At 46.1% G+C, this 26,860-nt stretch carries 25 protein-coding genes; 14 read left to right on the plus strand and 11 right to left on the minus strand.

The features are described from left to right. Positions 1-11 precede the first annotated feature (11 nt). The 6 genes from VIC_RS17090 to pstS all read right to left on the minus strand — a co-directional run bounded on the left by VIC_RS17090 (position 12) and on the right by pstS (position 6,287). Positions 12-1,250 carry a type 2 periplasmic-binding domain-containing protein gene (locus tag VIC_RS17090; RefSeq protein ID WP_006961328.1) on the minus strand — a complete coding sequence of 413 codons (1,239 nt, stop codon included), beginning with the start codon at positions 1,248-1,250 and terminating at the stop codon, positions 12-14. 163 nt (positions 1,251-1,413) lie between these two features. Then, the gene (locus VIC_RS17095; RefSeq protein WP_021457422.1) at positions 1,414-2,391 is read right to left on the minus strand and encodes a LacI family DNA-binding transcriptional regulator; all 978 of its coding nucleotides are present in this window, start codon (positions 2,389-2,391) and stop codon (positions 1,414-1,416) included. Positions 2,392-2,591: 200 nt separating this feature from the next. Further along, complete coding sequence (gene pstB, locus VIC_RS17100; RefSeq protein ID WP_006961330.1) at positions 2,592-3,398, minus strand: phosphate ABC transporter ATP-binding protein PstB; 807 nt, start codon at positions 3,396-3,398, stop codon at positions 2,592-2,594. Positions 3,399-3,433: 35 nt separating this feature from the next. After that, positions 3,434-4,270, minus strand: a complete 837-nt coding sequence (gene pstA, locus VIC_RS17105) for a phosphate ABC transporter permease PstA (protein ID WP_006961331.1) — start codon at positions 4,268-4,270, stop codon at positions 3,434-3,436. Then, positions 4,270-5,196 (minus strand): phosphate ABC transporter permease subunit PstC, encoded by a 927-nt coding sequence (gene pstC / locus VIC_RS17110; protein ID WP_006961332.1) that lies wholly within the window; start codon positions 5,194-5,196, stop codon positions 4,270-4,272. Before pstC ends, pstA begins: the two co-directional genes overlap by 1 nt. A 47-nt stretch (positions 5,197-5,243) precedes the next feature. Next, positions 5,244-6,287 carry a phosphate ABC transporter substrate-binding protein PstS gene (gene pstS, locus VIC_RS17115; RefSeq protein WP_006961333.1) on the minus strand — a complete coding sequence of 348 codons (1,044 nt, stop codon included), beginning with the start codon at positions 6,285-6,287 and terminating at the stop codon, positions 5,244-5,246. 359 nt (positions 6,288-6,646) lie between these two features. Between pstS and VIC_RS17120 the strand changes: the two genes are divergently transcribed. The 3 genes from VIC_RS17120 to VIC_RS17130 all read left to right on the plus strand — a co-directional run bounded on the left by VIC_RS17120 (position 6,647) and on the right by VIC_RS17130 (position 10,980). Continuing rightward, on the plus strand, positions 6,647-8,041 hold the full coding sequence (locus VIC_RS17120; protein ID WP_006961334.1) for a sensor histidine kinase: 1,395 nt from the start codon (positions 6,647-6,649) through the stop codon (positions 8,039-8,041). Next, positions 8,038-8,670: a response regulator gene (locus VIC_RS17125; RefSeq protein ID WP_006961335.1), complete on the plus strand. Its 633-nt coding sequence runs from the start codon at positions 8,038-8,040 to the stop codon at positions 8,668-8,670. Before VIC_RS17120 ends, VIC_RS17125 begins: the two co-directional genes overlap by 4 nt. 372 nt (positions 8,671-9,042) lie before the next feature. Then, entirely contained in the window at positions 9,043-10,980 is a 1,938-nt protein-coding gene (locus VIC_RS17130) for an endonuclease/exonuclease/phosphatase family protein (RefSeq protein WP_006961336.1), read from the plus strand. Positions 10,981-11,025: 45 nt separating this feature from the next. Here the strand turns inward: VIC_RS17130 and VIC_RS17135 are convergent, their stop codons facing one another. Further along, positions 11,026-11,679, minus strand: a complete 654-nt coding sequence (locus VIC_RS17135; protein ID WP_006961337.1) for an ankyrin repeat domain-containing protein — start codon at positions 11,677-11,679, stop codon at positions 11,026-11,028. Positions 11,680-11,986: 307 nt separating this feature from the next. On the opposite strand from VIC_RS17135, the gene VIC_RS17140 reads away from it, so the two are divergent. After that, positions 11,987-12,862 (plus strand): LysR family transcriptional regulator, encoded by an 876-nt coding sequence (locus VIC_RS17140; protein WP_006961338.1) that lies wholly within the window; start codon positions 11,987-11,989, stop codon positions 12,860-12,862. Here the strand turns inward: VIC_RS17140 and VIC_RS27080 are convergent. After that, positions 12,859-13,263 (minus strand): hypothetical protein, encoded by a 405-nt coding sequence (locus VIC_RS27080; protein WP_031342908.1) that lies wholly within the window; start codon positions 13,261-13,263, stop codon positions 12,859-12,861. The genes VIC_RS17140 and VIC_RS27080 overlap by 4 nt on opposite strands. Positions 13,264-13,316: 53 nt before the next feature. Beyond that, a complete protein-coding gene (locus VIC_RS17150; protein WP_006961340.1) occupies positions 13,317-14,990 on the minus strand; it encodes an amidohydrolase in 1,674 nt (557 codons plus the stop codon). Positions 14,991-15,339: 349 nt separating this feature from the next. Here VIC_RS17150 and VIC_RS17155 point away from each other — a divergent pair, with 349 nt between their 5' ends. From VIC_RS17155 to VIC_RS17170, 4 genes are all read left to right on the plus strand, one after another. After that, complete coding sequence (locus VIC_RS17155) at positions 15,340-15,810, plus strand: OsmC family protein (protein ID WP_006961341.1); 471 nt, start codon at positions 15,340-15,342, stop codon at positions 15,808-15,810. A 121-nt stretch (positions 15,811-15,931) separates the two neighbouring features. Continuing rightward, a complete protein-coding gene (locus tag VIC_RS17160) occupies positions 15,932-17,128 on the plus strand; it encodes a DEAD/DEAH box helicase (RefSeq protein ID WP_006961342.1) in 1,197 nt (398 codons plus the stop codon). Continuing rightward, the gene (gene yqfB / locus VIC_RS17165) at positions 17,125-17,448 is read left to right on the plus strand and encodes a N(4)-acetylcytidine aminohydrolase (RefSeq protein ID WP_086026961.1); all 324 of its coding nucleotides are present in this window, start codon (positions 17,125-17,127) and stop codon (positions 17,446-17,448) included. The genes VIC_RS17160 and yqfB overlap by 4 nt, the downstream gene beginning before the upstream one ends. Next, a complete protein-coding gene (locus VIC_RS17170; protein ID WP_039952245.1) occupies positions 17,448-17,888 on the plus strand; it encodes a GNAT family N-acetyltransferase in 441 nt (146 codons plus the stop codon). The genes yqfB and VIC_RS17170 overlap by 1 nt, the downstream gene beginning before the upstream one ends. Here VIC_RS17170 and VIC_RS17175 read toward each other — a convergent pair. Further along, positions 17,881-18,645, minus strand: coding sequence for a substrate-binding periplasmic protein (locus VIC_RS17175; protein ID WP_006961345.1), 765 nt, complete (start codon positions 18,643-18,645; stop codon positions 17,881-17,883). The two genes, VIC_RS17170 and VIC_RS17175, sit on opposite strands and share 8 nt — an antisense overlap. 186 nt (positions 18,646-18,831) lie before the next feature. On the opposite strand from VIC_RS17175, the gene VIC_RS17180 reads away from it, so the two are divergent. From VIC_RS17180 to katG, 6 genes are all read left to right on the plus strand, one after another. Next, positions 18,832-20,550 (plus strand): sensor domain-containing diguanylate cyclase, encoded by a 1,719-nt coding sequence (locus VIC_RS17180; protein ID WP_006961346.1) that lies wholly within the window; start codon positions 18,832-18,834, stop codon positions 20,548-20,550. A gap of 132 nt (positions 20,551-20,682) precedes the next feature. Continuing rightward, a complete protein-coding gene (locus VIC_RS17185; protein WP_006961347.1) occupies positions 20,683-21,267 on the plus strand; it encodes a TetR/AcrR family transcriptional regulator in 585 nt (194 codons plus the stop codon). A gap of 85 nt (positions 21,268-21,352) precedes the next feature. Continuing rightward, on the plus strand, positions 21,353-22,384 hold the full coding sequence (locus VIC_RS17190; protein ID WP_006961348.1) for an NADP-dependent oxidoreductase: 1,032 nt from the start codon (positions 21,353-21,355) through the stop codon (positions 22,382-22,384). 12 nt (positions 22,385-22,396) lie between these two features. Continuing rightward, positions 22,397-23,014, plus strand: a complete 618-nt coding sequence (locus tag VIC_RS17195; RefSeq protein ID WP_006961349.1) for a glutathione S-transferase family protein — start codon at positions 22,397-22,399, stop codon at positions 23,012-23,014. 186 nt (positions 23,015-23,200) lie between these two features. Further along, positions 23,201-23,326: a hypothetical protein gene (locus VIC_RS27150; RefSeq protein ID WP_006961350.1), complete on the plus strand. Its 126-nt coding sequence runs from the start codon at positions 23,201-23,203 to the stop codon at positions 23,324-23,326. 11 nt (positions 23,327-23,337) lie between these two features. Then, the gene (gene katG / locus VIC_RS17200) at positions 23,338-25,515 is read left to right on the plus strand and encodes a catalase/peroxidase HPI (RefSeq protein WP_006961351.1); all 2,178 of its coding nucleotides are present in this window, start codon (positions 23,338-23,340) and stop codon (positions 25,513-25,515) included. Positions 25,516-25,861: 346 nt separating this feature from the next. Here katG and VIC_RS17205 read toward each other — a convergent pair whose 3' ends face one another. Then, positions 25,862-26,740 carry an NAD(P)-dependent oxidoreductase gene (locus VIC_RS17205; RefSeq protein WP_006961352.1) on the minus strand — a complete coding sequence of 293 codons (879 nt, stop codon included), beginning with the start codon at positions 26,738-26,740 and terminating at the stop codon, positions 25,862-25,864. Positions 26,741-26,860: the final 120 nt, after the last annotated feature.

The raw sequence follows: 26,860 nt of genomic DNA on the forward strand, positions 1-26,860 counted from the left end.
CACTCGCCCCGTTACTTCGCTGTCAGTGCATCGTATTTCGCTTGTGCCATTTTGATCGCTTCTTTTTGCGTCATCTGACCAAGCAACACTGAATTCAATGCTTCGTTAATCGGAGTCATCCATGCCGTGCCGTAATTTCCAAATGCGAATGGCTCTACATTTCCTTCAAGAGCACCATCAAACACTTGTTTTGCAAGTTCATTTTCTGCCTTCTGCTGTGCGAAGAACTCTGATTTACCAAGAGCTTCACGACTTGGCAGAGCAAGGCCTGAATCCAATACCCATTCCTGCGCTTTCTGGCTCGTCAAAATTTCTACCGCTTTTTGCGTTGCTTCGACGTTCTTACCATCTGCGTTAACGCCCCAAGCGACAGTGAACAATAAGTTGCCGCGTTCACCACTCACTGGATCTTTTGGCATCAAGGTCGTGCCGTAAGGCAGGTTCGGTGCCTTATCGCGTAAGTAGCCACTTATCCAGTTCCCTTCTAACGCAATAGCCGTTTCTTCGGTACCGAAGCAACCACCACCCCAACCCTGACCAAGGTCCGTTGCCAGAATGCCCACTTTGTCTTCTGTTACTAATCCAGTGTAGAAGTTAAATGCACGTTCGAAGTTTTCATCCAGAATGGTTTTGCCTTCTTCATTGAATGGCTTCCAACCAGTTGAGAGTGCAAAAGGCGCAAAACGGGCATAATCAGGCATGACACAAATGCCTGATACCTCATCCGCTAAAGCATCTTTCACATCAAGAAGTTTTTTACGTAAGTCTTCCCATGAATCTTTATTCGTTGGATAAGCAACTTCCGCATCATCAAAGATGTCTTTGTTGTATTGCAGTGCAATGGTGTTGAAATCTTTAGCGACGCCGTACTGCTTGCCTTCGAGAGTAAACGCGGAGTTTAGGCTTGGAATAATGTTAGTACTGACTTTGTCGAGTTGTGGCGCATTAACAGCAACCTTACCCGAGCCAACTAACGCGTTGGCCATTACAACATCGATGTAGAAAGCATCTGGCGCGGTTCCTGCGGAAAGAGAGTTAGTGATGAACTGAGAGAAATCACCTTCCACAGCTTGATACTTAACAGTAAGCCCTGCTTTCTTAAAATCTTCGGTCAGAACTTCGTTCACTAACTTGTTCAGAACCACAACATCGTTACCACCCCATCCGGCGATGGTCACTTCTGTATTTGCGACTACTTTTGCAGAAAGGCCAGCAGCAAGTAGGGATACTGCTAATATTGTTTTTTTCATCGTGCCCTCAAATCTCGTTTCTTTAAATCTGAGAGTATTATGCGCATTTTACGTAAGCGCTTACGTTAAGTTGATCACATTACGCTTTCATGACGTTTAAGAATAAAAAAAGCATGACTTAAGTCATGCTTTTTGAGTGTTCTGTTAATTATTTGATCTATTTTTACGTCGTTTTACCCAATTTTAAGCCTACAGGAACGATAGAACCTACAGGTTGCTCTCGCAAAATCGCTTGTTCTAGCATGCTCGCTACGCGTTCAGCAATTTTATCCGTATCTTGAACAACGGTTGTCAGCTCCTTCGAGATCCCCGGTAATCCGTCGTAGCCAACTACGGAAAAATCTTCAGGAATCGAGTAACCACGGTCTTTCAATGCCGCAATCACGCCCAAAGCGGTTTCATCACATTCACATACAAAACCTTGATAACCTTCAAGCTGTTTACGTTCCATTTGCGTAAAGAAGCGATACGCCGCGATTTCTCCCAACGGTTCTGCACCAGTCCGTAGCTCTCTGACAGGTAAAGCGTTGCTTGCCATGACGGACATGTAACCTTGATGTCTGAACTGATAACCATCGCCATAAGTGGTTGGTGTGACAAAGCAAATATCGGTCAGACCTTTATCTACAAGGTGTTGTGTCGCTTCTCGACCACCATTGAAGTCATCAGGTGCAACCCAAAACGAACCTTCACTCATCCCAATACAAACGAAGGGTAATTCCATTTTTTTACACGCTTCAATTCTCGGGTCGTCATTTGTGATACCAAGGAGCACCGCTCCGCCAACCTGTTCAAGCTCTACTTCGCCAAAGCTGACTGGTAAAAGATTCCGACCTGAATTACGAATAGCCGCCGACAACGATGGCCAAAGCATTCCGAGGTAACGAGACGCGTAAAAGTCATGTGGTCCCAGAGAAATAGCAATTGTATTCTTGTGGCTGCCGGTAAGTTCTCGCGCCGAGGTACTAGGGACGTAACCCAATTCTTTACATATCTCGAGTATTTTCTTTCTCGTTTTCTCGCTAATCCCGGGCTTATTATTCAAAGCTCTACTAACAGAAGCTATTGATACACCAGCGATTTTCGCCGCTTCATGTATCGTAGCTTTCTTGAGCTCTGCATCTGTTTTTGGTGCACTCACGGCGCTCTCCTACCACAAAACGTAAATTTTACGTTCATTATCTGCGCCCCAACGAAAATATCAAGGATGATTTACGTAATTTAAGCTTGTTGTCATAGAAATAATCAATACGCTCAGTTATTAAACTTGGGGCTTAATGCAATTAAAAAGCCCGCTTCAATAGAAGCGGGCTTGAGTCTTAGCGACGTTTTCAGGGCAAATTAACCAAAGTCACCAGAGATGTAGCGTTTCGTGCGGTCATTATCTGGAGCATGGAAAATCTTATCGGTTTTGCCAAATTCCTCCAGCTTACCAAGATACATAAAGCCGGTGTAATCAGAGATACGCATGGCTTGCTGCATATTGTGCGTAACAATAACAATGGTGTACTTCTCGCGTAACTCAGTAATCAGTGTTTCAATCGCAGCAGTGGCGATTGGGTCGAGAGCGGACGTAGGTTCATCCATCAGAATCACTTCTGGCTCCAACGCAATCGTACGTGCGATACACAAACGCTGTTGCTGACCACCAGACAAACCATGCGCATCAGCGTCCAGCTTGTCCTTCACTTCTTCCCATAAATGAGCACGCTTGAGTGCTTTTTCTACACGCTGTTTAATTTCATCTTTAGAAAAACAGCCCTGAATCTTCAGGCCAAACGCCATGTTCTCATAGATAGACATTGGGAATGGCGTCGGTTTCTGGAAGACCATACCGACTTTAGAGCGCAATTCATTTACATCGGTGTCTTTGAAGATGCTCTTACCATCCAGCAAAATGTCCCCTTCCACGTACTGATTGCCGTAGAGGTTGTAGATACGGTTCATGGTACGCAGTAGCGTCGATTTACCACAACCCGATGGGCCAATCAGCGCCGTCACACGGTTTTTGAAAATCGGCATAGAAACCGATTTCAACGCTGCGTCTAGGCCTTTGTTGTAGAAGAAGTTTAAATTTTGGATATCCATGCGATGTGTCGGGTTCGACACTGTTTCAAGAGATACCGAGTTATCAACCATTGTATTCATAGACGATCCGTTAAGCGTGTTGAGTGTTGCCGTGTTCATGCTTTTCTCGCTTTCAGTAACTGCGGCAACGACGTCGCCAATACATTAACTACCAAGATAAATGTTGTGATGATCAGTGCGCCTGCCCACGCCAGTTCTTGCCACGAGGCAAATGGGCTCATCGCAAACTGATAGATGGTAACCGGGAGGTTCGCCATCGGTTTGCCCATGTCTGTCGTCATGAAGCTGCTGTTTAGCGCAGTAAAGAGTAATGGCGCTGTTTCACCAGAGATACGTGCCACCGAAAGTAGTATCGCGGTAATAATACCTGGTGCTGCTGCGCGGTAACTCAACTGAGTGATCACTCGCCACTTCGGCGCCCCCACCCCACTACCCGCTTCTTTTAGCGTTGGCGGAACTAATCTCAGCATTTCTTCTGTTGAAGCAACAATCACTGGCAATGCCAACACAGCCAGCGCAATCGCGCCCGCCCAGCCGGAATAACCGCCAGTCGGTACCACAATAATCGCGTAAACAAACAGGCCAACCAGAATCGACGGTGCACTCATCAACATGCCGTTGAGAAAACGCAGTGATTCGGCAATCTTGTTGTCTGGTTGTGCTTCTGCAAGCCATGTCCCTGCCAGAATACCGATTGGCGTAGCGATCAGGATGCCTAATCCTGTGAGCATCAAGCTACCAATAATAGCGTTTTTAAGCCCACCCTCACTACCTGGCCCAGGAGTCAGCTCCGTAAACGTCATGATGTTTAGCCCTTTAACACCTTCTCCAATGAGTGTGTAAAGAATGCTGGCTAAAACGAAGACGCCAAACGCTGCCGACAATGCACAGAACACCAGAAACAGTTGATTCTTGAGTTTTCTCAAATTCATTATGAGTTCCTCAGAAGACGACGAGCAAAGCCCATAACAAAAAAGGTAATGATGAACAGAACGACACCAAGACCGATCAATGATGCAATATGAATCGGGTCTGTTGCTTCATTGAATTGCTGAGCAATCGTTGATGAGATTGAACTTGCTGGCATGAAGAACGAGAACTCAATACGGCTCGCACCACCAATGACAAACGCGACCGCCATGGTCTCACCCAGCGCTCGGCCTAAGCCAAGAATGCCTGCACTGACCGTTGCATTCTTCACTTTCGGGATAAGCACTTTAGTAATCACCTCGAACGGTGTTGCACCCGTTCCGTAGGCGGCTTCGCGCAGAACATCCGGAATCGATCTCAATGCATCTCGCGTCAGAGACGTCATGATTGGTAAGATCATAAACGACAGAATGATCCCCGCCGCTAAAAGACCAATACCAATCGGTGGTCCATTAAACCATTGACCAATCAATGGAATGTCCACCAGATGCGTGCCAGCCCAAAGCTGGAAACCCTCAGAGAACCAAGGAACAAACGCGAACAAGCCCCACATACCGTAGATAATACTTGGTACAGCTGCGAGTAGTTCAATAGCTTTGCTGACTGGTTGGCTTACCCATTTTGGTGCCAGCTCGGCAAGAAAGATTGCAGTACCTAGTGCAATAGGCGTTGCGATAACAATAGCGATGAATGAAGTGACCAGCGTGCCGTAAATCGCCGACGCTGCACCGAATTGACCCCCAATAGGGTCCCAAATATCTCTGAAAACAAATCCCGGACCAAATTCTTTAAATGCAGGCCAACCACCTTCAATTAAAGAAAGAACAATCCCCGTCAGAGTAATAAAAATCAATAAAGCGCTGGCAAAACTCAGTTTGCTGAAAATTGAGTCGCCATCGACTTTATTTTTTAACGTTAATGCTGTCATAACAATTTAATCAGCCCCACCAGCCGAGCTGGTGAGGCATAGGTTCATTAGTGAATGATCGTTTTACCGTCAGATTTCAGACCTTGCTTCCAAGTGTCGTTCACCATGTTCACAACCTTGGTTGGCATCGGGATGTAATCGAGTTCTTCCGCAGCTTTACCTTGTGTGTAGCTCCATTCAAAGAACTTAACGATTTCTTTCGCTTTGCCTGCATCAGCCTGATTTTTGTGCATTAGGATGAAAGTCGCAGCAGTCATTGGCCATGAGTGTGCACCCGGCTGGTTGTTCAATAGCAAGTGGTAGCCCGGAGCATTATCCCAATCCGCGTTTGCAGCCGCTGATTGGAAGTTTTCCATCGTTGGCATCAGGAAATCACCGTCGTGCGCTTGCATCTGGGTGTAAGCAAGATTGTTTTGCTTGGCAAACGCATACTCAACGTAACCAATTGCACCACGCGTACGGTTTACGAAGTTCGCAACCCCTGCATTACCGTTGCCGCCGATAGTGGTCGCTTTACTTGGCCATGTAATGTCTTTACCAACTCCAATTTGCTCGTGCCACTCAGGGCTAACTTGGTCAAGGTACTCAGTAAAGTTGAAGGTTGTGCCTGAACCGTCTGAACGGTGAACCACATAGATAGGTTGGCTTGGTAGCTCAACGCCTTTATTGATGGCTGCAATCGCTGGGTCATTCCAGTTCTTGATGTTACCTAGGTAGATGTCTGCCAGCACTTTACCTGTTAGCTTAACTTCACCGGCATCGATGCCAGGGATGTTAACAACAGGAACGATAGCCCCCATTACCATTGGAAATTGAATCATTCCTTCTTTTTTCAGCTCTTCGATAGTCAGAGGTGCATCCGTCGCACCAAAATCGACGGTTTTTGCTGTGATCTGACGGATACCGCCGCCTGAACCAATCGCCTGATAGTTGATCTGAACGCCCGTTTCCTTTTGGTACTGCTCAGCCCACTTAGCGTAGATAGGGTGAGGGAATGTCGCACCAGCGCCGTTAATCGTCGTGTTGGCAGCTACGCCAAAGGATGCTGCCGCCAGTACTGAAGTCACTAGAGCTGATTTGATGAATTTCACAATATATCTCCGATATAAATAAGCAAATGGTAGGGCTAATTAAAGTGAAATCTAATTAGCCCGTATTAGTTTTAGTGTTCAAGTAAAACTAAAGATATTGAAATAACTTCAACAGTCGATCGATGCTGACCAATCAACAAAGCGGAGATTAGAAATACAATGTGACAGATTTATTAAAAAACGATGTCAACCAACTAGTCGTGAATAACAATTATAGAAACCAAATATAATTTGATAAAAAAACTTCACAGAATATTCTTAGGCTAATTCAAAGTGTAATAAAATATATACTCAATGCTATTTATAAAACGCTTAGATTAAGCATTGATGAAGAGTTCATGCTCAATTAAGATTAACCGATGGACATGCTACTCATCTTCAAGATCTACCTGCTGTACGGGTTGGCGTTTTTTGCCATCTTCTTTGCGATCCTGTTTCGCAATCTTAAAAAAAGCCGTATTGCCATTGCCTCCGCACTCCCCACGCTGGCGTTGTTTGGTCTAATTCATGGTTTTCACGAATGGTCTGAACTGTACCTAGTCCTTTATGAGCACGATTTTCCCCTCACCCGCGATTTACACATCTTCATGGTGTTTAAACTTTGGGTTTCCTACATCGCATTGGGGGCGTTTGCTTGGAAAATGCTCGATCTTACCCGCTGGCGCTATACTCGCGTACTCAAAGGGGGCACGCTTGCGGTCGTAACTCTGTTTGTGTTCAGCCTGTTTTATCGCTACGGTCACAACGAATTTGCTGTTTATCTCAACAATACTGCGAACCAAATACGCTGGGTATTCGGTCTAGGCGCCGGTGCTTTATCCGGTTTTGCCATGATGAGCTACGCCAACGTACTGGAAAAAGAAGGCCATGGCGCCTCACTGCCATTCAAGCTTACGGGCCTAGCTCTCATCTTGTATGGTTTCAGCGCTGGTATACTGACTGTCGATTATGGTCTGTGGGTACTGATATTGCGTACCGCTTGTGCACTCGCCATTTTGGTCACGCTTTGGTCCGCTTTGCGGGTGTTTGATGATGAGAAAAACAAGCAAATCGAAGCCGCGATTCAACAAACCCAGCAGGATGCCAAACTTAAAGAGCTGGGTGAACTCACCTCTGCGGTTGCCCATGAAATAAAAACCCCGCTCAGTAGCGCAATGATGAGCTGCGATTTACTCGAGAATAGCTTGCCTGAAGACGACACTTATAAACGACACATCTCGCGTATTCGTCAAGGCTTGGAACGTTCAGCGGAAATCAGTCACGAAGTACTGAACTACGCCCACCACAAACCAATTGAACGTGAAAATGTGTGTGTTGCAAAAGTCATTCAGTCCGCGTTGTCGCTGAATCAATATCGCCTGGAAGGCTTCCAAATAGGATTAAGCCTTGACGAGACACTGAGTGTCACTGGCGATGCTGGGCAATTGGAAGAAGTGATGACCAATATAATCAGTAACGCAATCGACGCCAGCCAAAGCCACAAGCAGCTCTACATCGAAACGTATCAAGATAAGCTTGTGGCCATACTTTCCATTTCTGACTGGGGTACTGGCATGCCTCAGGAAAAGCTAGAACAAGCTAAGACCCCTTTCTTTACCACCAAACCGCGAGGTGAAGGGACTGGGATGGGCCTTGCTATTAGCAACCAAATCATACTACAACATGGTGGGGAGCTGCTGCTCAGGAACTCCAAGAAGAGTGACCAAGTCACCGGCCTCACTGTGGAAATTCGTTTACCTAGGAATATCGAATGACATTGAAACTCCTGCTAGCCGAAGATGATCAAGAACTGAGAGAAGTCTTGATTGAGGCACTGACTCTAGAATCTTTTGAAGTCACGGCTTTCGACAACGCAGAAGATGCTTTAGACGCCGCCTCAGAAAACCCTTTTGATTTGGCGCTATTTGACGTTGTTATGCCTGGTATGACGGGAGTTGAAGCGCTAACCGCCTTGCGCCGCCTCCACCCTAATATCGGCATAGTGATTACCACAGCTTTTGCCACTGTTGATGTCGCTGTCGACGCCATGAAAAAGGGCGCGGATGAGTTTCTGACCAAGCCGTTTAATTTGCCGACATTATCGGTGACATTAAAACGTGTTCATGCCGAACGTTCTCCAAAGACACCTAAACAGGAACGCAATAACGATCTGATTTTCAGTGCATTATCGAACCCGATACGCCGCAGTGTCATCAAACAACTTAAAGTGCACCGCAAACTCAAATTCATGGATTTATGTCGTGTGGTTGGTATTGAGGATCACACCAAGTTTAACTTCCACCTCAAGCAACTGGTTAACAGTGGTTTGGTCGTGAAAGAGGAAGGGAAAATTTATTCTCTCTCCCAACTAGGGTTACAAGTTCACTCAGGGATGTTGCAGTAAATTACAATACGCTTTAGAACAGAGTCTCAGATTGCAGCAAGGATGCTCTTCTCCACCAATATTATTTTTTTATTTCAGAAACATCGCTATTTCATTGCCAATAAATAAAATCAATAAACAAGATTTATATTAAACTCTCCTATTTATCACAACCAACCAACTCAAACGCTCAGGGAATATATTTAATATGATTCATCTCAGAACCAATCAATAATCCTTATGCTATTCAACCAAAATAATAACCGTGATATTCATGTTTGAGCTCAAAATAAAAACTAATGAAGGTCGTTATTTTAGGTTAATAGCCAATAAGCAAAAAGTTAATATTCCATTTCTATTCTCAGATTCACATTTTACTGAGGATAGAAGGCTATGCTGCTTCCCAAACGTTTCGCTTCATTATCGTTTAAACGCTCTTTTGTGACGATATCACTTATTGGTCTACTCATAGGTTGTGATGAGGAGGTCATTGTTGAGCAAGATACTCGCGATCTTGACATTAACCCACGAGCGACCAACTTCAATCTTACTATTGGTATGGATTTCGATAATCCGCCAACAGGCTCTAAGGTGAGCCCGCAGAATGTAGGCAAGACATACCCTGTTACTATCGAAGAGCTAGGCTCTCTACTAGACGTCCCCTCCTTTGACGGCTCAATAGCGAAATCATTGACTGGCCTTAACGCGCTTCGATTTTCCGATCTAAGAGCGTCAGAGCACAGAACCGTCAGCTTCTGGTTTAAGCTCGAAGAAACCCAGCCGGAGCAGGAAGTTCTCTCACTAATGAACGGTTCACACGGTGAAGCGAGAAGCCGAGAGCCCGTCTTATTGCTGAATACACAAGACGACACACTAGAGCTATGGCGTAAGTACGAAGGTACACAAATTCCAGATACTCAATTACCGAGCCAATTGTTTTCTGGAGTTAAGGTTCCCCGCGGAAAGTGGGTACAACTCACTATGGCAAGCAACCAACACTCAACCAGCGTTTATCTCAATGGTGAGCGAGTAGCGACAGGCGCACCAATTGCTTTGGCTTCTATGCACCTCGCGTTCGGGGCAAGTCCAGGGTATGACAGTCACTTGGAAGACATCCCTTCTGCTGACGTTGCAATGGACAACATTCGTGTCTATTCACAGGATATGGGAGCACAATATGCCAGAGCACTCTATCGCTATGATTTAGGCGAAAGACGTACACTGCCAGTCAATAACCCTGTTCCGTCCACAGGGGTTACAGGTGTGAGCAGTACAGACACGCTGCTGCAATGGTCGCATCCTGATGAGTTTAAGGCACAGCAGGACGTCACTTACAAAGTGTTGGTTTCTGACCGCTCAGATTTCTCGAATGTACTGTATGAGTGGACGACAACAGACAAAGCACTTCAGACCCGCAGTTTGCTGCCAGAGACCCAATACTACTGGCGAGTTGATGTTGAGTCCTCTTCAGACAAAGTAACCGGAGACGTTTGGCAATTCACCACAGAAGCGGCGAATCAGAACCCGGACGAGCTGACAACCATGTCATACAACATCTGGCATGCAGGGTCGGCGCCGGATCCTCTGCGTAGCCAAGAATACGTTTATGAACAGATCATTCACTCTGGTGCCGATGTTATCTTTATGCAGGAAGCTTATGGTTATCAGGAGGCATTAGCTAACCGCCTAGGGTTTGAATACAGAACCTCCGGTGCTAATGATAACCTCGCGATTTTCAGTCGCTACCCGATTAAGGAAACCTTAGGCAGCTGTAACAACCACATTTGTGGTGTCAGAATTGATATGGGCAACGGTAAGCTTGTAGACGCTTATTCAATCTGGCTAACTTCAGGCGACGACATCGTCAACTTGTTACCGGATCCTGCATATTCTAATCAAGAATTGATCACCAAGGATGATTCAGCGAGAGCACAACCGCTCGAAGGCATTCTGACGCAAATCGAAAAAGACTCTGAACAAGGCATTCCTGTCATTATTGGGGGGGACTTTAATACCTTGTCCTATGTAGATACAACGGCGGAAACCAATATCTTTGGTCGCGGTAATATCGACTTACCTACCATGAGAGTGGCAGATAGCCACAACTACGTTGATAGCTATCGCGAAGTAAACCCAGATGTTCTACACAATAAATGCATCACATGGACACCCTTCTTCAAAGGCAATTCAGGTGCAGGGAGAATCGATTTTATCTTGTATAAAGGAGATAATCTGAGTGCAGAAGAGAGCTACTGCCTACTGGATGATGGCCATAGTGAGATGCATCCGTCCGATCACGGCGCTGTAGTGACTCGATTTTCAATTTACTAATCGACACAAGAAAGCTGGCTTCACAGCCAGCTTTCCATTGGATACTTAACCCGACTTTTTAAGAATTTCAGCAATATGAGTTAATCCACGGCTCTCAGCGTGTTGCAGAGCACTTTCCCCCTGGTTGTCTCTGATATTGGCATCGGCACCATGTTTTAAAAGCTCTTTAACTATCATCTGATAGTTTTCCGTGTCTTTACCCAGTACCGCCACTTCCATTAATGCTGTCCAGCCAAGGTCATTAACATGATTGATGTTTGTCCGGCCATCTTCGAGCAAAATTTTAACGGTTTCAAGGTAACCTTTCTCAGCAGCAGGAATCAAAGCTGTGCCACCGTAATGATTGGTCGAAGCAAAATCGATGTCATACTTTAATAGCTCAACCAACGCTTTATTTTTGCCTTTAGCCCCTGCCATTAGAAACGGCGTGTAGTTAATATCGTCATAGCGAGAACGTTGTTTGAGATCGGCCCCTTGCTTGACCAACCAAGCAATCATTGCAGGATCATCATTTTCTGTCGCGATATAGACGGCCGTTTTTCCGTTGCTAGACAACGTATTAACACACTGCTGAGGGTGCTCTGAAGCGTTTAGGCGGGCGATGTTGCCAAAGGAAACGCTTTGAAAAAAGTCACTGCAGTCGGCAGATAACGCTGGCGAGCTAAGCAGTAGCGCGGCTAAAGCAAATGGTGTTCTCATCGTTTCTCCTTACGATACGTCACTTCCTTCATTTCTGATGAAGTTGATCCCTTAAATAAGTTTAGACAAGCGCGATAAAACAGCGATCAGAATGCTATTCTAGTGCTTTGTAGATTGAGCGGTATGAGCATAAAAGTCGATGTTGCATGCCGCTGGGAAACATCTGTATGGGAGCAACATCTCATCGCTCGCACTCGACATTAAGAGAGATATTCACGGTGATAATCAGAGCCCTAATCAACCATTCACAACGAATTTGGTATCTTTTACAATAAGCCCTGTTGCTCTTCTCTCTTGGAATTCACGGATGAACACCACGCACCTAAAAGCGCTCCTTCTAGCTATCGAAACAGGCTCTATTTCCGCAGCAGCGCGAAAGCTCGGCAAAAAGCAGTCTCAAGTTAGCCAATGGATCTCCGATCTGGAGATTGATCTTGGCGTCAGTTTCTTTGACCGCACAGGAAACAAAAGCACGCTTAGCCAACAAGGTGAACAACTGCTTCCATCACTGACTCATACACTGGCACAGCTAGAAAAGCTGGCTGAAAAAGCTTCCGCTTTGAGCGCAGGAGAGCCTACAACAATTCGTATTGGTATTGAGCATTACGTGCCTGAGGCCCCTTTGTTAAATGCCATTCAACAGCTATTCCTATTACCTAACCTTCATGTAGAAATCTATCGCGATGAACAAACAGGCTTACGAGATGCTTTACTTAATGGCGAAACCGATCTTGTTGTCCAGCATGAGTCAAATCAGCTCCATCAGGACGATGTGGAATACACAAAGTTGGGCAACTATCTTGAAGGTCTGGTATGCCACCACTCTCTCGCTCTTGCTTCTGCTCAGCCCATATCGGTGGATGTATTAAGCGAGTACAAAGAGCTAATTTGGGGACAGTTAGGTGACGAAGAAGGCGAAGGATACAGTCCAGATTACGCGGTAATCAATGACCTAACCATGTTAATCAAGCTACTCGAAGCTGGACAAGGGTTTGCTTTTCTCCCGCTCGCTAATATCACTCAGCAAATTCAGGATGGTACGTTGGTTAGATTAACGTCTGAATTTGAACAAAGTGAGATCCCCCGACGGGTGGAATTAAGTTGGAGACCGGGATTGACTCTCTCTAAAACAGGTCATCAGATCATCGAGTCACTGAAGCAATGCCACGAGTTTCTTGCTTAATCGGAGACTAATGCGTCCCACCAGTCATAAAGGTATAACGCAATATAAATTGGCACCAAAGCCCAAAGCAGTGGGTCGTCGTAAACGTTTTCTGTCGTGCCAATCGTCGCGACGGCCAACATCATCAGCTCTGAAATACCTATAAAAAGCAATGCTTTAGTAAGATGAGCAAGCAAGCGATGGGATTGCTGATGGATATTGGTTTTCTGGTACGTAGCTTCAAATACTCCCACAATCGCAGCCGCCATCAACAGACCGACCACCGCTAAAATGGACGACTGATTGCTTCTATCCATCTCCTGCATCGCATCAAACGTCAGCTCAAATAACATGGGCACCGCTAACATTAGAATGAATGCTTGTTTAACAGCAACTTCGGCTAAAAATATCGGTGATTTCAACACGCTAATCCCTCAAAATACAACGCCGCACGTTTAACGTGCGGCGTTGTGACTTATTCGTCGATGTCGTAGACGATTTGACCGTTAAGAATCGTCATCCATATATCTGTCTTTTTGATTTTCTCGGCAGACAATTGGGTAATGTCACGCGACAAGATGGCAAAATCCGCCGCCTTACCCACTTCTATTGACCCTGTAATATCATCAAGACCTAAGCTTGTTGCCGCATTGATAGTATAGGCGTCTATCGCATCTTCAACACTTGGCAGGCCCGTTTTCCCCATGATTAGGCTATTGGCAATGCCCACCAGCGGGTTGATGTCGTGTACATTCCAGTCACTGCTTAAGGAGACGTTAGCCCCTGTGTCGAAGATGGCTTTCAGGTTCATCAAAGCACGTGTACGCTTGGCTCCAAGAAACGCTTCTGCCCATTGATGATCATGATAAGCAACGTAATCAGAGCCGACTTGAAAATCCGCAGTCACATTCAATTTCGCAAAACGTTCTACATCTTTAGAGTTCACCAACTCAACGTGTGTCAGTGTGTAATCCTTTGCACCGCCTTGCTGACGCATCGCTTCTATAGCATTGAGTGATTCACGAATCGCACCATCACCTATCGCATGGATGTGGGCACCATAGCCAATCTTATCCAATGCTTTGAGCCACTCTTCCATCGCCTCGGGTGGGATGTAGTTGATGCCGTAAGGCTCATCTGGGATGTAAGTATCCAGATAAGGTGCAAGCGTCTTCGCTGTCCCATTAACTAAAATTCCGTCACTGTACATTTTGACCTGATCCACCAGAAGTAGCTGAGATTTGTCCGTCGCTAATACCTCAGACAAAAACGATAACTGCGGCTGCATTGAATCCGTCGGGTAAATCCAAGGTCTTAAGGAAACACGCGCAGTGAGGTCACCCCGTTTCTCGGCTTCCTTCCATACTTCATACCACCCACGCTTCCAGTAAAGTCGGCCATCACCGATGGTCGTAATACCGTGTGAGCGAGCTTCATCCAAACCAGTCATCATACCTTCGTAGCTTTGATCGAATTGCTCTTCAAGGCTGTTCCACGCTATCTCCATCACGATATCGCCGGCGTTATCCAACAAGATACCATTGAGCTCGCCTGTGTATTCGTCTTTGAGAATCTTCCCGCCTTGCGGCTCTGGCGAATTCTTGTTGATCCCTGCTTTTTCTAGTGCTGCAGAATTGACCCACATTGAGTGCGAAGTTTGCTCCATGATGATGACTGGCTGATCAGGAAAGACTGAATCAATGACCTCCAGAGGCGTACGTCTGTTGTCCTCTGCCAGTAATGCCTCGATCGAGAAACCGTAGCCCATCACCCACTCCCCTCGACGCGCGTCTTTACGACATGCTTTCAGGTAAGGGATTTGCTCTTCTAATCCCGCATCCATACTCAGCTCACACTGGCCTCCTGCTTCTGATGCAGCCTCGAAGACATGGTTGTGATTGTCGATAAAGCCGGGCGCAATAAAGCCACCGTCTAAATCTATGGTTTCCGTCGATGAGCGAGTGAAGCTCTGCATGTCTGAGGCTTTGCCTACGTAAAGAATTTTACCTTTCGAAATGGCAATTGAATCCGCAGTTTGATAGCCATAGATGCTGGCATTAGTTAGCACCATGTCGGCGGAATCCGCTGCGTAAGTATTGGCTGTCATAGTGAGACTCGCGAGTAGTGTCAGAGTGTAAGCGCGTTTCATTGGCTTGGTTTCCTTGTTATTCATCCCTAACGTTTCACAGTATAGGGGCTGTCTTAACGCACAGCCTAACAAGTCCTTGGATTTAGTGAAAAATAGTCACTATCAGAGTTTTGGGATAGCATTGATTGCCCTGAACCAATCCATTCCGTTCGACACCGTTACTCTTTTAAAATAAGACGATTGCCATCACCTTAAGCCTCGGCGCAGTAACAAGAAGTCGTGAAGATGTGGAAACCTTTATCAACCGCGTTGATGAGCAAATTTATCGAAGCAAAAGTGGTGGCCGAAATCAGTATTCATATACGGCTTAGTATGTAAAGATGCCCAGTGCGATATTCAAGGAGGAAAGATGTCAGACTACAGGGCAACTATTCGTTGGCAGCGAGCCGAGCACGAAAAATTTAGTGACAATCAATACAGCCGTGGGCACCAGTGGGAGTTCGATGGAGGTGTCAGTGTCCCCGCTTCAGCATCACCTCATGTGGTTCCATTGCCTTATTCGGTCGAAGAAAATGTCGATCCTGAAGAGGCATTTATTGCCGCTATTTCAAGCTGCCACATGCTGACTTTTCTGGGCATCGCTGCTAAACGTCGTTACGTCATCGACTCTTATGTTGATGAAGCCATAGGCATTATGGAAGAAGATGACAAAGGTCGAACCTCGGTAACGAAAGTAACCCTAAGACCTAACATCGTGTTTTCTGGTAGCAAGCAACCTGATTACGCCCAGTTAGAGAAGATGCATAACCTCGCTCATCAACACTGTTTCATCGCCAACTCTGTTAAAACCGAAATCGTGACAGAAATTCTTACTCCCTAAATCGCTGCTGATCCGACAAGAATTAAGGCGGGTAGAGATCCCGTGATGAGTGTATTCATGCTAAACTCTGCGCCAAACACAGGGTTTACCCCGCTTCACTATTCAGATTCAGAGTGTACAGATGCCATTCTCTAAGCTCGGCTTAAGCCAACCAATTACCGACGCCATTCAGCAACTGGGTTATGACAAACCCACAACAATTCAAACCAAAGCCATTCCCGTGGTTCTGCGTGGCGAAGATTTAATTGCAGCCGCACAAACAGGTACAGGTAAAACCGCCAGCTTTGTATTGCCAATGCTCGAAAAATTGAGTCAGGGCGAAACTCAGCGTAAGAAACGTATTCGTGGTTTGATTCTCACGCCAACACGTGAGCTGGCTGTACAGGTTGAAGAGAAGATTCGAGATTACGGCCAACACCTCGCTCTTACTTCACTTGCGATGTACGGTGGTGTGGATGAACAGGCACAGAAACAGGCCCTAATTGAAGGCGTTGATATTCTGGTCGCGACACCCGGTCGACTGATCGATATGTATGGCAAACGCGCCGTACATTTTGAGGAAGTAGAAATGTTGGTGCTGGATGAAGCCGACCGCATGCTCGATATGGGGTTTATTGACGACATCAACAAAATCCTTGACCGACTGCCAACCGATATCCAGCACTTGCTGTTCTCCGCGACTCTGTCGAACAAAGTTCGTGATTTGGCGAAAACGGCAGTACACGACCCTTATGAGATTTCCATCGCGGCCAACCAAGCGTCGAAAAAGAACATCGAACAATGGCTAATTACGGTCGATAAAGACAAGAAGTCAGCGCTGTTAAGCCACTTGATCAAAGAAAATGACTGGGATCAAGCGCTGATCTTCATCGAGACTAAACACGGTGCTGCGAAATTGGCTCAACAGTTGGAAAAGCGCGGTATTGAAGCAGAGGCGTTCCACAGCGGTCGTAGCCAAGCGGTACGTTCTAAATTACTCGAAGATTTCAAAGCTGGAAAAATCCAATACATGATCGCCACTGGAGTCGGCGCTCGTGGTATTGATATTGAAGGGCTAACTCGTGTGATTAACTATGACCTGCCTTTCCCTGCTGACGAATACGTGCACCGTATTGGTCGAACAGGTCGTGCGGACGCACAAGGCGAGGCCATCTCCTTTGTCTCAAAAGATAACTTCAAGAATTTGTGCATGATCGAAAGCCGACTCGGCCATCTGATTGAACGTCGCGAAGTTGAAGGGTTTGAACCGCGTAAACCTGTGCCTATTTCCATTCTCAATTATGTGCCTAAGCACAAGCGTCAAAACAAGGATTCATGATGAACGCACCTACCAAAATTCTCTTTTTTGAGTTTCTTACTCCACTGATCACTTCTGGTAAGAAAACCATTACCATTCGTGATGAGTCAGAATCTCATTACGTGCCGGGTACTCAGGTTGAAGTATTCACTTTGGAGAAAGACGAAAAAGTGTGTGAGGTGAAGATCCTAGCGGTAGAGCCCCTTCACTTTGAAGACATCAACGAGTTTCACGCTGAGCAAGAAGCGATTGAACTGCCAAAGCTTAAGCAGCTGATTCGTGAAATCTACCCCAACACCGACGAGCTATTCCTGATTACTTATGAGCTGGTTGATGCATGATCGACTTTGATTTTCGCCCGGCCACACCGGGCGATTTCGACTTCTTATTCTCTCTCAAAAAGAACGCAGAATACGAAGCGATAAAAGCCATATTTGGTTGGGATGAAGAAGTACAGCAGCGTATTCATCATGAAGAATGGCAGGAAGACCAGCCTACCATCGTGACTGTTGGCGGCCAGCCCGCTGGTAGCTTTTTGCTGCAAGATAAAGGCGAGCATCTGTATTTTTGTCGTTTCTTCCTTCTGGCCCGATACCACGGTAAAGGGATGGGAAGCAAAATACTGCAATACTGTATTGAGCTAGCCGACGCCCAACGTAAGCCGATCCAACTGTGTTATTTGCAAGGAAACCGTGTGGGCAGTCTTTATCAACGCTTCGGGTTCCAATTCACGTTCGAAGATAACGCTTTTGTCTACATGAAAAGAGAACCTCTCATTTAACTCTCATGTTCTCAAAATAATCATATATGAGTGCTTCGTAACGTCCATCTTGCTTCATATCGAATAATACTTGATCAAAGCGCTGGAGCAATTCGGCATGGCTGCGGTCTTTGGAAAATGCAATGTAGCTGGGCGTTGCTTCAATAGGAGGCGATAAAATATCAATGTCGCTATCTAGTCCTTCTCTGACCAAAATGCTTCGGGCACCAAATTCATTGTTTACCCAAATATCAGCGCGTTTTGTACGGACGAGATGAGCGCATTCGACAGTGCTGTTTCTCTGGAAAATAAGCCGAAAGCGACCCTCTTCTATCTTAGCATCCATTCGTTTTCCATAACTCACACCATTGACGACACACAAAGCGATTTTGGATACATCACCCGCTAAAATTTCCTCAGGTTTGTAGTCACTACCTTTAAGCGCCATCAAACTAATATTTTGGACGAAGAGCACATTTTGACTAAAATCTGCAAATTTTTCTCGCTCAGGATTTTTAAAGGCGGTGAAAATGCCATCCGCACGACCACGCTTTACCAGTGTAAGGGCTCTGGCCCAAGGCAATACGGTGATGTTGACTGGTGTTTCCAACTGATGGAACACATACCTCACTAGCTCTACAGCAACCCCTGAAACCTGCTGTCCCTGCATTTCTATATAGGGCGGGTATTCAAGTGTGACCAAATCAACCGGCCTTGCAGCACAAGGTTTTAGTGCCACTAGAGCAAGAATGATTGTTCCTAAACGCAACCACTTCATCCTGTCTCCTTCACATAAGCCAATGATTAAATGAGAAAGTTCTATGCAACCATAGAGCAATAACGCAATTGCATAACACTTAAGACCTTCTACACTTACATATCGTTAATATTAATATCACTAGACAATATCGTTTGACTTTTTACGTAAATCATCAGTTTTTGTAGCAGTTAACACGAGGATTCTATGGTTCGCTCTTCTTTAAGTCGTTTTCAATATTTCCCAATTCTCGCCCTTGCTCTTTCTATGGTAGTCGGTGGTTACTATTACGACAAAACCCTAGACAATTGGGTAACTGATATCGTCAGTAACTACATGTCTAATCTGCTTGACGACGTCTCGCATCAGATTCAAGAAAAAGAGCTCGACCTCTATGACATGAGCCAACCTGAAATAGACGACTTCCTCGATAACCTTTCGCAATCCAGCTTTGAACAAAGATTTACCATCATACACAGCTCGGGAGCCGTGCTGGGAGACTCACAACTTACCAATAGGGAGATTTCCCAGTTGGAAGATCACAGTAGCAGACCCGAGATAAGTGCTGCTCTTTCCGGTGAAACTGGTTTATCCAAACGATTTAGCCAGTCCTTAAACCAAGAGTTACTTTATGTCGCTAAGAAGCTCGAACTTCCTGAAGACGACCATGGCCACGACTCAACTTATGTTCTCAGACTCGCGATGCCAATGACTTCGCTTTATGCCATGTCCGCCGACCTCAAATTAATTGAGCACGCGCTAATGGCATTTTCGCTGGCCATTTTGATTCTCTTAACCTGGTTGAGTAACCGAAAAATCTACAAGCTTGTTAAAGAAGAAAGAGATCAACAGGAGTACCGTATTCAAAAAAGTACTCAAGAGATTGAGCTACTCCACCAACTCGCAAATATGCTCGCCGCTTGTAACAGCGTCAAAGAGGCACAAGTTGTCGTCGCAGACATCATTCCAAGAGTGCTAGGCAAAGTGAACGGTTGTGTTTCCATCATGCGTGACTCACGCAATCAACTCGAAGTTAAACTCGACTGGGGAGGAGAATGGCCCGCGAGTAAACTCTACGCCCCCAATGACTGCTGGGCATTACGCAAAGGTAAATACCACCTATCGAAAGAAAAACACCATAACCTCTCTTGCACCCATATGAGTAGTTCTTCCATTGAAGGGCTCACGTTGTGCGTTCCGCTAACCGCTCATGGTAATACTGTCGGCATGTTCCATCTCTATTTTGATGAACAATCTGAAGAAATATCCGAAGACATCAAACAACTCGCCTTCACGATTGCTGAGCATCTCGGATTGGCATTAGCTAACTTGAGCCTTCAAGAGAAACTGCGCTCGCAGGCGATGCGCGATCCGTTAACGGGGCTCTTCAATCGCCGTTACTTTGAGGAGATATTCGAAAAAGAATGGGCGAAAGCCTCTCAAGATGATTGTCCGATGTCCTTGCTGATGTTGGATTTAGATCATTTCAAACGTTTTAATGATAACTTCGGCCATGACGCGGGAGATTATGTTCTCAAGGAAGTCGCAAACTTGCTGAAACGCGAAATTGGCGACGAACACGTTGCCTGTCGTCTTGGTGGTGAAGAACTGGCGGTGATAAGCCCTAATTGCTCCATCAGCGAATCTATGGAGCTGGCGAACCAAATTGTCAATTCCGTCAGAGATTTGCATTTAGACATGAAGGGCTTATCTCTGGGTCAACTTGGTGTCTCAATTGGGGTAACGACCTTCCCAGATTTAAATACCTCTACCACCGAACTCATTAAAGCGGCCGATACTGCCCTTTATCAGGCCAAAGACAACGGGCGGAGCCAAGCGGTACATACTCAATCAAAAGAATATCTTAAACAGCTAGAGACTGGCGCTCACTCTGAAAGCAGAGACGTGCTACCACTGAAACTCTAGGGCTTCATCTTACTTACTCTGCTTGCTCCTATCACAGGAGCAAGCGCTATTTCCCACTCCATCGTTCGTTCATGTTTTATAAAGACCAACAACCACTAGACGACTGGTCTAATTTAATCTATAGTCCGCTCCATGAATGAAAAAACAAACGACACTCGCCAACATATTCTCAATGTGGGTTACGAATTAGTAGTGAACAAAGGTTTCACCGCCGTCGGTTTATCTGAATTGCTCAAAACTGCCGATGTGCCAAAAGGTTCCTTTTATCACTATTTCAAATCCAAAGAACAATTTGGTGAAGCACTTATTGAAGACTATTTCAGAAGCTACCTAGCTCGCATCAATGCGATTTTTAATGCTGATGAAGGTACTGGCAACCAACGTTTAATGGGGTACTTCTCACGCTGGTTAGATGTAGAAAATGGCGTCTGCAATGCCAACCGTTGCCTAGTGGTTAAGCTTAGTGCCGAGGTTTCTGACTTGTCTGAGCCGATGCGAATCACTCTTGCAAGCGGTGCGGGACAAGTCATTGATTCCATTGCTCAGTGCATAGAATCCGGTATCGAAGACGGTTCGATAAAGGTATTGGATGCGCAGCAAGTCGCGACCCAGCTATACCAACAATGGCTTGGCGCTAGCCTTCTAAACAAACTGGTTCAGGATCACTCACATCTTGAACGTAGCTTAGAGACCACTGAGTCTCTACTTAGCGCTTAAGTTACACATTCCCGTTTGGCTTATTAACCCAACGGGAATTTTTTGAAATTATAACTAGACGACTGGTCTAATAATAGGAAACACAATGACTAACAACGTAAACCGACGCATTGTCCTTGCTTCACGCCCTGTAGGGGCTCCTGTTACCGAAAACTTCCGCTTAGAAGAAGCGGAGAAACCGACGCCTGCTCAAGGTGAATTGCTGCTACGAAGCGTCTATCTGTCGCTCGATCCATACATGCGTGGCCGCATGAACGATGCGAAATCCTATGCAGACCCTGTTGCTATCGACGATGTAATGGTCGGCGGCACAGTGTGTCAGGTTGAAGTTTCGAATCATCCAGATTACCAAGTGGGCGAATGGGTATTGGCTTTCACTGGTTGGCAAGATTATGGCATTTCAGATGGTGAAGGCTTGATTAAAATGGGCATGAACCCATTACACCCTTCCTATGCACTGGGTGTAATGGGTATGCCAGGCTTCACCGCTTACATGGGCTTGCTGGATATCGGCCAACCTAAAGCTGGCGATACCTTGGTAGTTGCAGCCGCAACAGGCGCGGTAGGCTCGATGGTCGGACAGATCGGTAAACTCAAAGGTTGCCGTGTTATTGGTGTTGCCGGTGGTGAGGAAAAGTGTCGTTATGCTAAAGAACAGCTCGGCTTTGATGAATGTATCGATCACAAAGCAGAAGATTTTGCAGATCAGTTAGCCAAAGCGTGTGATAAAGGCATCGACGTCTACTTTGAAAATGTTGGCGGTAAAGTGTTTGACGCTGTGATGCCGCTTCTGAACACAGGCGCTCGAATTCCACTGTGTGGCCTGATTTCTCAATACAATGCAACGTCTCTTCCTGAAGGCCCTGACAGAATGTCAATGCTGATGGCTCAACTGCTGATCAAACGAATCAAAATGCAGGGCTTTATCATCTTTGATGATTACGCTCACCGCTATGAAGAGTTTGCAACCGATATGAGCCAGTGGCTTGCGGAAGGCAAAATTCACTATCGCGAGCATTTGGTGGAAGGTTTTGACAAGGCACCAGAAGCATTTATCGGCCTTCTTGAAGGTAAGAACTTTGGCAAACTGGTTGTAAAAACCAACAATCCACTATAATCGGAGGTCAACGTGATTAAACTGCATCACCTTAATCAATCTCGCTCCAAGCGTATTATCTGGCTGTTGGAAGAGCTGGGTATCGATTATGACATCGTACCTTATCACCGCGACAGCGTGACCTTTCTCGCACCACCAGAGCTTAAATCTATTCACCCTCTGGGCAAATCTCCGGTGATTGAAGAAGACGGACGAGTCATTACGGAGTCTGGCGCAATCACTGAATATCTTATCGACAAGTATGCGTCAGAAAAGCTTGCGCCAGCCAAAGGCTCTGATGACCACCTCGATTACCTACAATGGCTGCACTTTGCAGAAAGCTCTGCTGCCCTGCCGTTATTGCTAAAAATATTCGTGTCCAAAGATGGCGCTCAAATGAACTTTCTTCCGGATTATGCCGAGGTAGAGCTGCATAAGGTCATGAGTTATGTCGACCATCGCTTGGAAGGTAAGCGTTACCTAGTCGCCGATAAACTCACTGGTGCGGATATTATGATGTCATTTATTGTTGATATTCTGACTAACTTTGGCTTGCTTGAGCGCTACACCAATATTGCCCGGTATGCCTCACAACTTGCGAGCCACGACAGCTGGCAGACCGCCGAACAGCTTGAGAGCAAGTTCGGTTAACCACTCCTGTACAGGGTTACCATTCTGAGATGGTAGCCCTGCTTCCCCTTTAAAAATTCCCCTGTTATTTTTTCCTCTTACGCCATCAGTATCCATGAGATAGAAAACATCTATCAATAACATAGCCACAACCAGTTTTATAAAAATCCACTCGCCATCTATTCTCAATGCTAGAAAGTCAGTCCAATGACGGACATTCAATTAGACGCTTTGCCAATGGAAGACGTCTTTGGCTTTAAGCAAATAACGAATAATTCGATTGCCACCGACATAAGAAAAATCAAAGTGGCGACCGTGAATAAGCGACACTAAAGGAGCAAATCATGGAACACAAAAACGTGAATACTGGCGGTAAATGTCCTGTCATGCATGGCGGTGCAACTTCTTCAGACTCATCTAACGTAGCTTGGTGGCCAAACGCGCTCAACCTCGACATCTTGCATCAGCATGACCAGAAATCGAATCCAATGGGCCTGGACTTTAACTATCGTGAAGAACTTAAAAAGCTCGACGTTGAAGCACTAAAAAATGATGTTAAAGCACTGATGACCGATAGCCAAGACTGGTGGCCAGCAGACTGGGGACATTATGGCGGTCTAATGATTCGTATGGCGTGGCACTCAGCAGGCTCTTATCGTACAGGCGATGGTCGCGGTGGTGCAGATACCGGTAACCAACGCTTTGCTCCACTCAATTCCTGGCCTGATAACGCGAACTTGGACAAAGCTCGTCGCTTGCTTTGGCCTATCAAGCAGAAGTATGGCAATAAAATCAGCTGGGCTGATCTGATGATCCTTGCTGGCAACATGGCCTATGAATCTATGGGGCTGAAAACCTTCGGTTTTGCATTTGGTCGTGAAGACATCTGGCATCCAGAAAAAGACATCTACTGGGGTGCAGAAACAGAATGGCTAGCAGAAAGCGGTGGTGAAAACAGTCGCTATTCGGGTGAGCGTGACTTAGAAAACCCACTTGCCGCCGTCATGATGGGCCTCATCTACGTCAACCCTGAAGGTGTCGATGGAAAACCAGACCCACTGAAAACGGCTCAAGACATGCGTGTCACTTTTGAACGTATGGGAATGAATGACGAAGAAACCGTCGCATTGACCGCTGGCGGCCACACAGTTGGTAAGGCCCACGGTAACGGTGACGCTGCTAAACTCGGTGCTGAACCTGAGCGTGCAGAGCTAGATGAACAAGGTCTTGGTTGGAATAACCACACCTCTCGCGGTATTGGCCGTGACACAGTGACCAGTGGGTTGGAAGGTGCATGGACAACCCATCCAACTCAATGGGATAACGGCTTCTTCCATCTTCTGTTCAGCTATGACTGGTCTTTGCAAAAAAGCCCAGCAGGTGCATGGCAGTGGGAACCAGACAACATCAAAGAGGAAGACAAACCTGTTGATGTCGAAGATTCAAGTATTCGTCACAACCCAATCATGACTGATGCCGATATGGCGCTCAAGATTGATCCTGAATACCGCAAGATCTCAGAGCGCTTCTACAACGATCCTGCTTACTTCTCCGACACCTTCGCTCGTGCTTGGTTTAAGCTGACGCACCGCGATATGGGGCCAAAATCTCGCTACTTTGGCCCAGATGTTCCGGCAGAAGAGCTAACTTGGCAAGATCCTGTCCCTGCTGGTCAAAGCAATTACGATGTTGAAGCGGTCAAAGCTAAAATCGCCGCAAGTGGTTTAAGCGTTAGCGATATGGTTTCAACCGCTTGGGACAGTGCTCGTACCTATCGTAACTCAGACAAACGTGGCGGCGCGAATGGTGCTCGTATCCGCCTTGCGCCACAAAATCAGTGGAAAGGTAACGAACCTGAAAAGCTCGCTAAAGTACTTTCGGTACTAGAAGGTATCGCCTCTGAGTCAGGGGTGAGTGTTGCCGATACCATAGTTCTTGCAGGTAACGTTGGCATTGAGCAAGCAGCACGCGCCGCTGGTGTAGACATCTCCGTTCCTTTTGCTCCGGGACGTGGTGATGCAAGTGCTGCGCAGACGGATGTCGATTCATTTGATGTGTTAGAGCCTGTCGCTGACGGATTCCGAAACTGGCAGAAGCAGCATTACGCAGTAAGTCCTGAAGAATTGATGCTAGACCATGCACAGCTATTGGGTTTAACAGCACCAGAAATGACGGTTCTAATTGGTGGTATGCGTGTTCTTGGGACCAACCACTCTGGCTCTCGCCACGGTGTATTAACAGATAATGTTGGTGCGCTGACGAACGATTTCTTCGTCAACCTGACAGACATGCGATACACATGGAAACCAACAGGGCGTAACTCCTACTCTATTGTCGAACGCAGCAGCGGTGACGAAAAATGGACAGCAACCCGAGTCGACCTTGTGTTTGGATCTAACTCCATCCTACGCGCTTACGCTGAAGTCTACGCTCAGGATGATAACAAAGAGAAATTCGTCCGCGACTTCGTAGCCGCTTGGACCAAAGTAATGAATGCTGACCGCTTTGATTTGAAACAGTAACTTGCACTGACGCCCCACGGCTTTTGTGAGTCCGTGGGGTAACAGGGAATCGATCTGGACAGATGTTTAACTCATCAACAATTTGGCAAAAAACTGTAGGTTGCACTAGTTTTAAGTATGTAACAGCAGTTAAGAAAAGAAGCGCATATACGGCTTCACCAATCCATTAACCATAGATGTTACAAATGAGGAGAGTTGGCTATGAAAGGATTCGAATTCTTTAAGTTATTTGACACCAAAGAGCTGTTCATCTTCTACTGATACTGAGCAACCCGCTTGAGTCAGTACTGAAATCCATACGCCGATCGCTAACCTGCACGCATCGGCGTATTGTTTTATTCAGCGCTTATTGTCTTTTCGCCACCGCTTTCATCAGAACAGAAGTATCCATACGTCCGTAGCCATCTTGTTGTAGCTCAGCGTATTGCTCATCGACCTTCTTAGTTAACGGTAAATCAAGTCCGACTCGTTCCGCTTCTTTTAGGCAGAACCCTAAGTCTTTACGCATCCAATCAATGGCAAAACCAAAATCAAACTTATCTTGTGACATTGTCACGGCGCGATTTTCCATTTGCCATGAACCCGCTGCACCATGTTTGAGGGTTTCAACCACTTGTTCTACATCCAAACCAGATTTTTGAGCGAGTAGCAACGCTTCGCTAAGCCCTTGGAGAATACCGCCAATACAGATTTGGTTAACCATTTTACAGCGTTGACCCTGACCATTCTCTCCCAGCAACGTCATTTGTTTAGAGTACACATCCATCACTGGTGAGATTTCTTCGAACACCGCTTGGTCACCACCACACATAATGGTCAGCACGCCGTTTTCCGCACCCGCTTGACCACCAGAAACTGGCGCATCAATAAACTGATTGCCGTTTTCTTTTGCTGCTGCCGCCAATTCAACTGCTAGCTCAGCGGACGTTGTCGTATGGTCTACCAGCACGGCTTCTGCCTTCAATCCAGCAAGAACGCCATCTTCACCGTAAATAACACTGCGTACGTCGTCGTCATTACCCACACAAACAAACACAACATCACAATCCTGAGCCGCTTGTTTAGGCGTCTCACACGCAATACCTTGGTATTCCTCAGCCCATTTGTCTGCTTTGGTTTTAGTGCGGTTAAACACTTTGGTGGAATATCCGGCTTTACTTAAGTAACCCGCCATAGGGTAGCCCATCACACCAAGGCCAATAAACGCGACTTTCTGCTGACTCATTCTGATTTCCCTTTATGATTTTGTAATTAGGGACACAGTCTACTAAACATTCTCTCTTTGGTTTACTACAAATACTCACTATCCAGTTAAACAAGAGCCCCATTAAGGGGCTCAATCTCT

This window comes from Vibrio coralliilyticus ATCC BAA-450, assembly GCF_000176135.1.
In the GTDB taxonomy this organism is placed as follows: Bacteria; Pseudomonadota; Gammaproteobacteria; order Enterobacterales; family Vibrionaceae; genus Vibrio; species Vibrio coralliilyticus.

What these genes read in the sequence shown, in the direction of transcription:
- VIC_RS17090 (WP_006961328.1), bottom strand. Translation starts at nt 1,250, where the DNA reads ATGAAAAAAACAATATTAGCAGTATCCCTACTTGCTGCTGGCCTTTCT.
- pstB (WP_006961330.1), bottom strand. Translation starts at nt 3,398, where the DNA reads ATGAATACAATGGTTGATAACTCGGTATCTCTTGAAACAGTGTCGAAC.
- pstA (WP_006961331.1), bottom strand. Translation starts at nt 4,270, where the DNA reads ATGAATTTGAGAAAACTCAAGAATCAACTGTTTCTGGTGTTCTGTGCA.
- pstC (WP_006961332.1), bottom strand. Translation starts at nt 5,196, where the DNA reads ATGACAGCATTAACGTTAAAAAATAAAGTCGATGGCGACTCAATTTTC.
- VIC_RS17120 (WP_006961334.1), top strand. Translation starts at nt 6,647, where the DNA reads ATGGACATGCTACTCATCTTCAAGATCTACCTGCTGTACGGGTTGGCG.
- VIC_RS17125 (WP_006961335.1), top strand. Translation starts at nt 8,038, where the DNA reads ATGACATTGAAACTCCTGCTAGCCGAAGATGATCAAGAACTGAGAGAA.
- VIC_RS17130 (WP_006961336.1), top strand. Translation starts at nt 9,043, where the DNA reads ATGCTGCTTCCCAAACGTTTCGCTTCATTATCGTTTAAACGCTCTTTT.
- VIC_RS17135 (WP_006961337.1), bottom strand. Translation starts at nt 11,679, where the DNA reads ATGAGAACACCATTTGCTTTAGCCGCGCTACTGCTTAGCTCGCCAGCG.
- VIC_RS17140 (WP_006961338.1), top strand. Translation starts at nt 11,987, where the DNA reads ATGAACACCACGCACCTAAAAGCGCTCCTTCTAGCTATCGAAACAGGC.
- VIC_RS17150 (WP_006961340.1), bottom strand. Translation starts at nt 14,990, where the DNA reads ATGAAACGCGCTTACACTCTGACACTACTCGCGAGTCTCACTATGACA.
- VIC_RS17155 (WP_006961341.1), top strand. Translation starts at nt 15,340, where the DNA reads ATGTCAGACTACAGGGCAACTATTCGTTGGCAGCGAGCCGAGCACGAA.
- VIC_RS17160 (WP_006961342.1), top strand. Translation starts at nt 15,932, where the DNA reads ATGCCATTCTCTAAGCTCGGCTTAAGCCAACCAATTACCGACGCCATT.
- yqfB (WP_086026961.1), top strand. Translation starts at nt 17,125, where the DNA reads ATGATGAACGCACCTACCAAAATTCTCTTTTTTGAGTTTCTTACTCCA.
- VIC_RS17175 (WP_006961345.1), bottom strand. Translation starts at nt 18,645, where the DNA reads ATGAAGTGGTTGCGTTTAGGAACAATCATTCTTGCTCTAGTGGCACTA.
- VIC_RS17180 (WP_006961346.1), top strand. Translation starts at nt 18,832, where the DNA reads ATGGTTCGCTCTTCTTTAAGTCGTTTTCAATATTTCCCAATTCTCGCC.
- VIC_RS17185 (WP_006961347.1), top strand. Translation starts at nt 20,683, where the DNA reads ATGAATGAAAAAACAAACGACACTCGCCAACATATTCTCAATGTGGGT.
- VIC_RS17190 (WP_006961348.1), top strand. Translation starts at nt 21,353, where the DNA reads ATGACTAACAACGTAAACCGACGCATTGTCCTTGCTTCACGCCCTGTA.
- VIC_RS27150 (WP_006961350.1), top strand. Translation starts at nt 23,201, where the DNA reads ATGACGGACATTCAATTAGACGCTTTGCCAATGGAAGACGTCTTTGGC.
- katG (WP_006961351.1), top strand. Translation starts at nt 23,338, where the DNA reads ATGGAACACAAAAACGTGAATACTGGCGGTAAATGTCCTGTCATGCAT.
- VIC_RS17205 (WP_006961352.1), bottom strand. Translation starts at nt 26,740, where the DNA reads ATGAGTCAGCAGAAAGTCGCGTTTATTGGCCTTGGTGTGATGGGCTAC.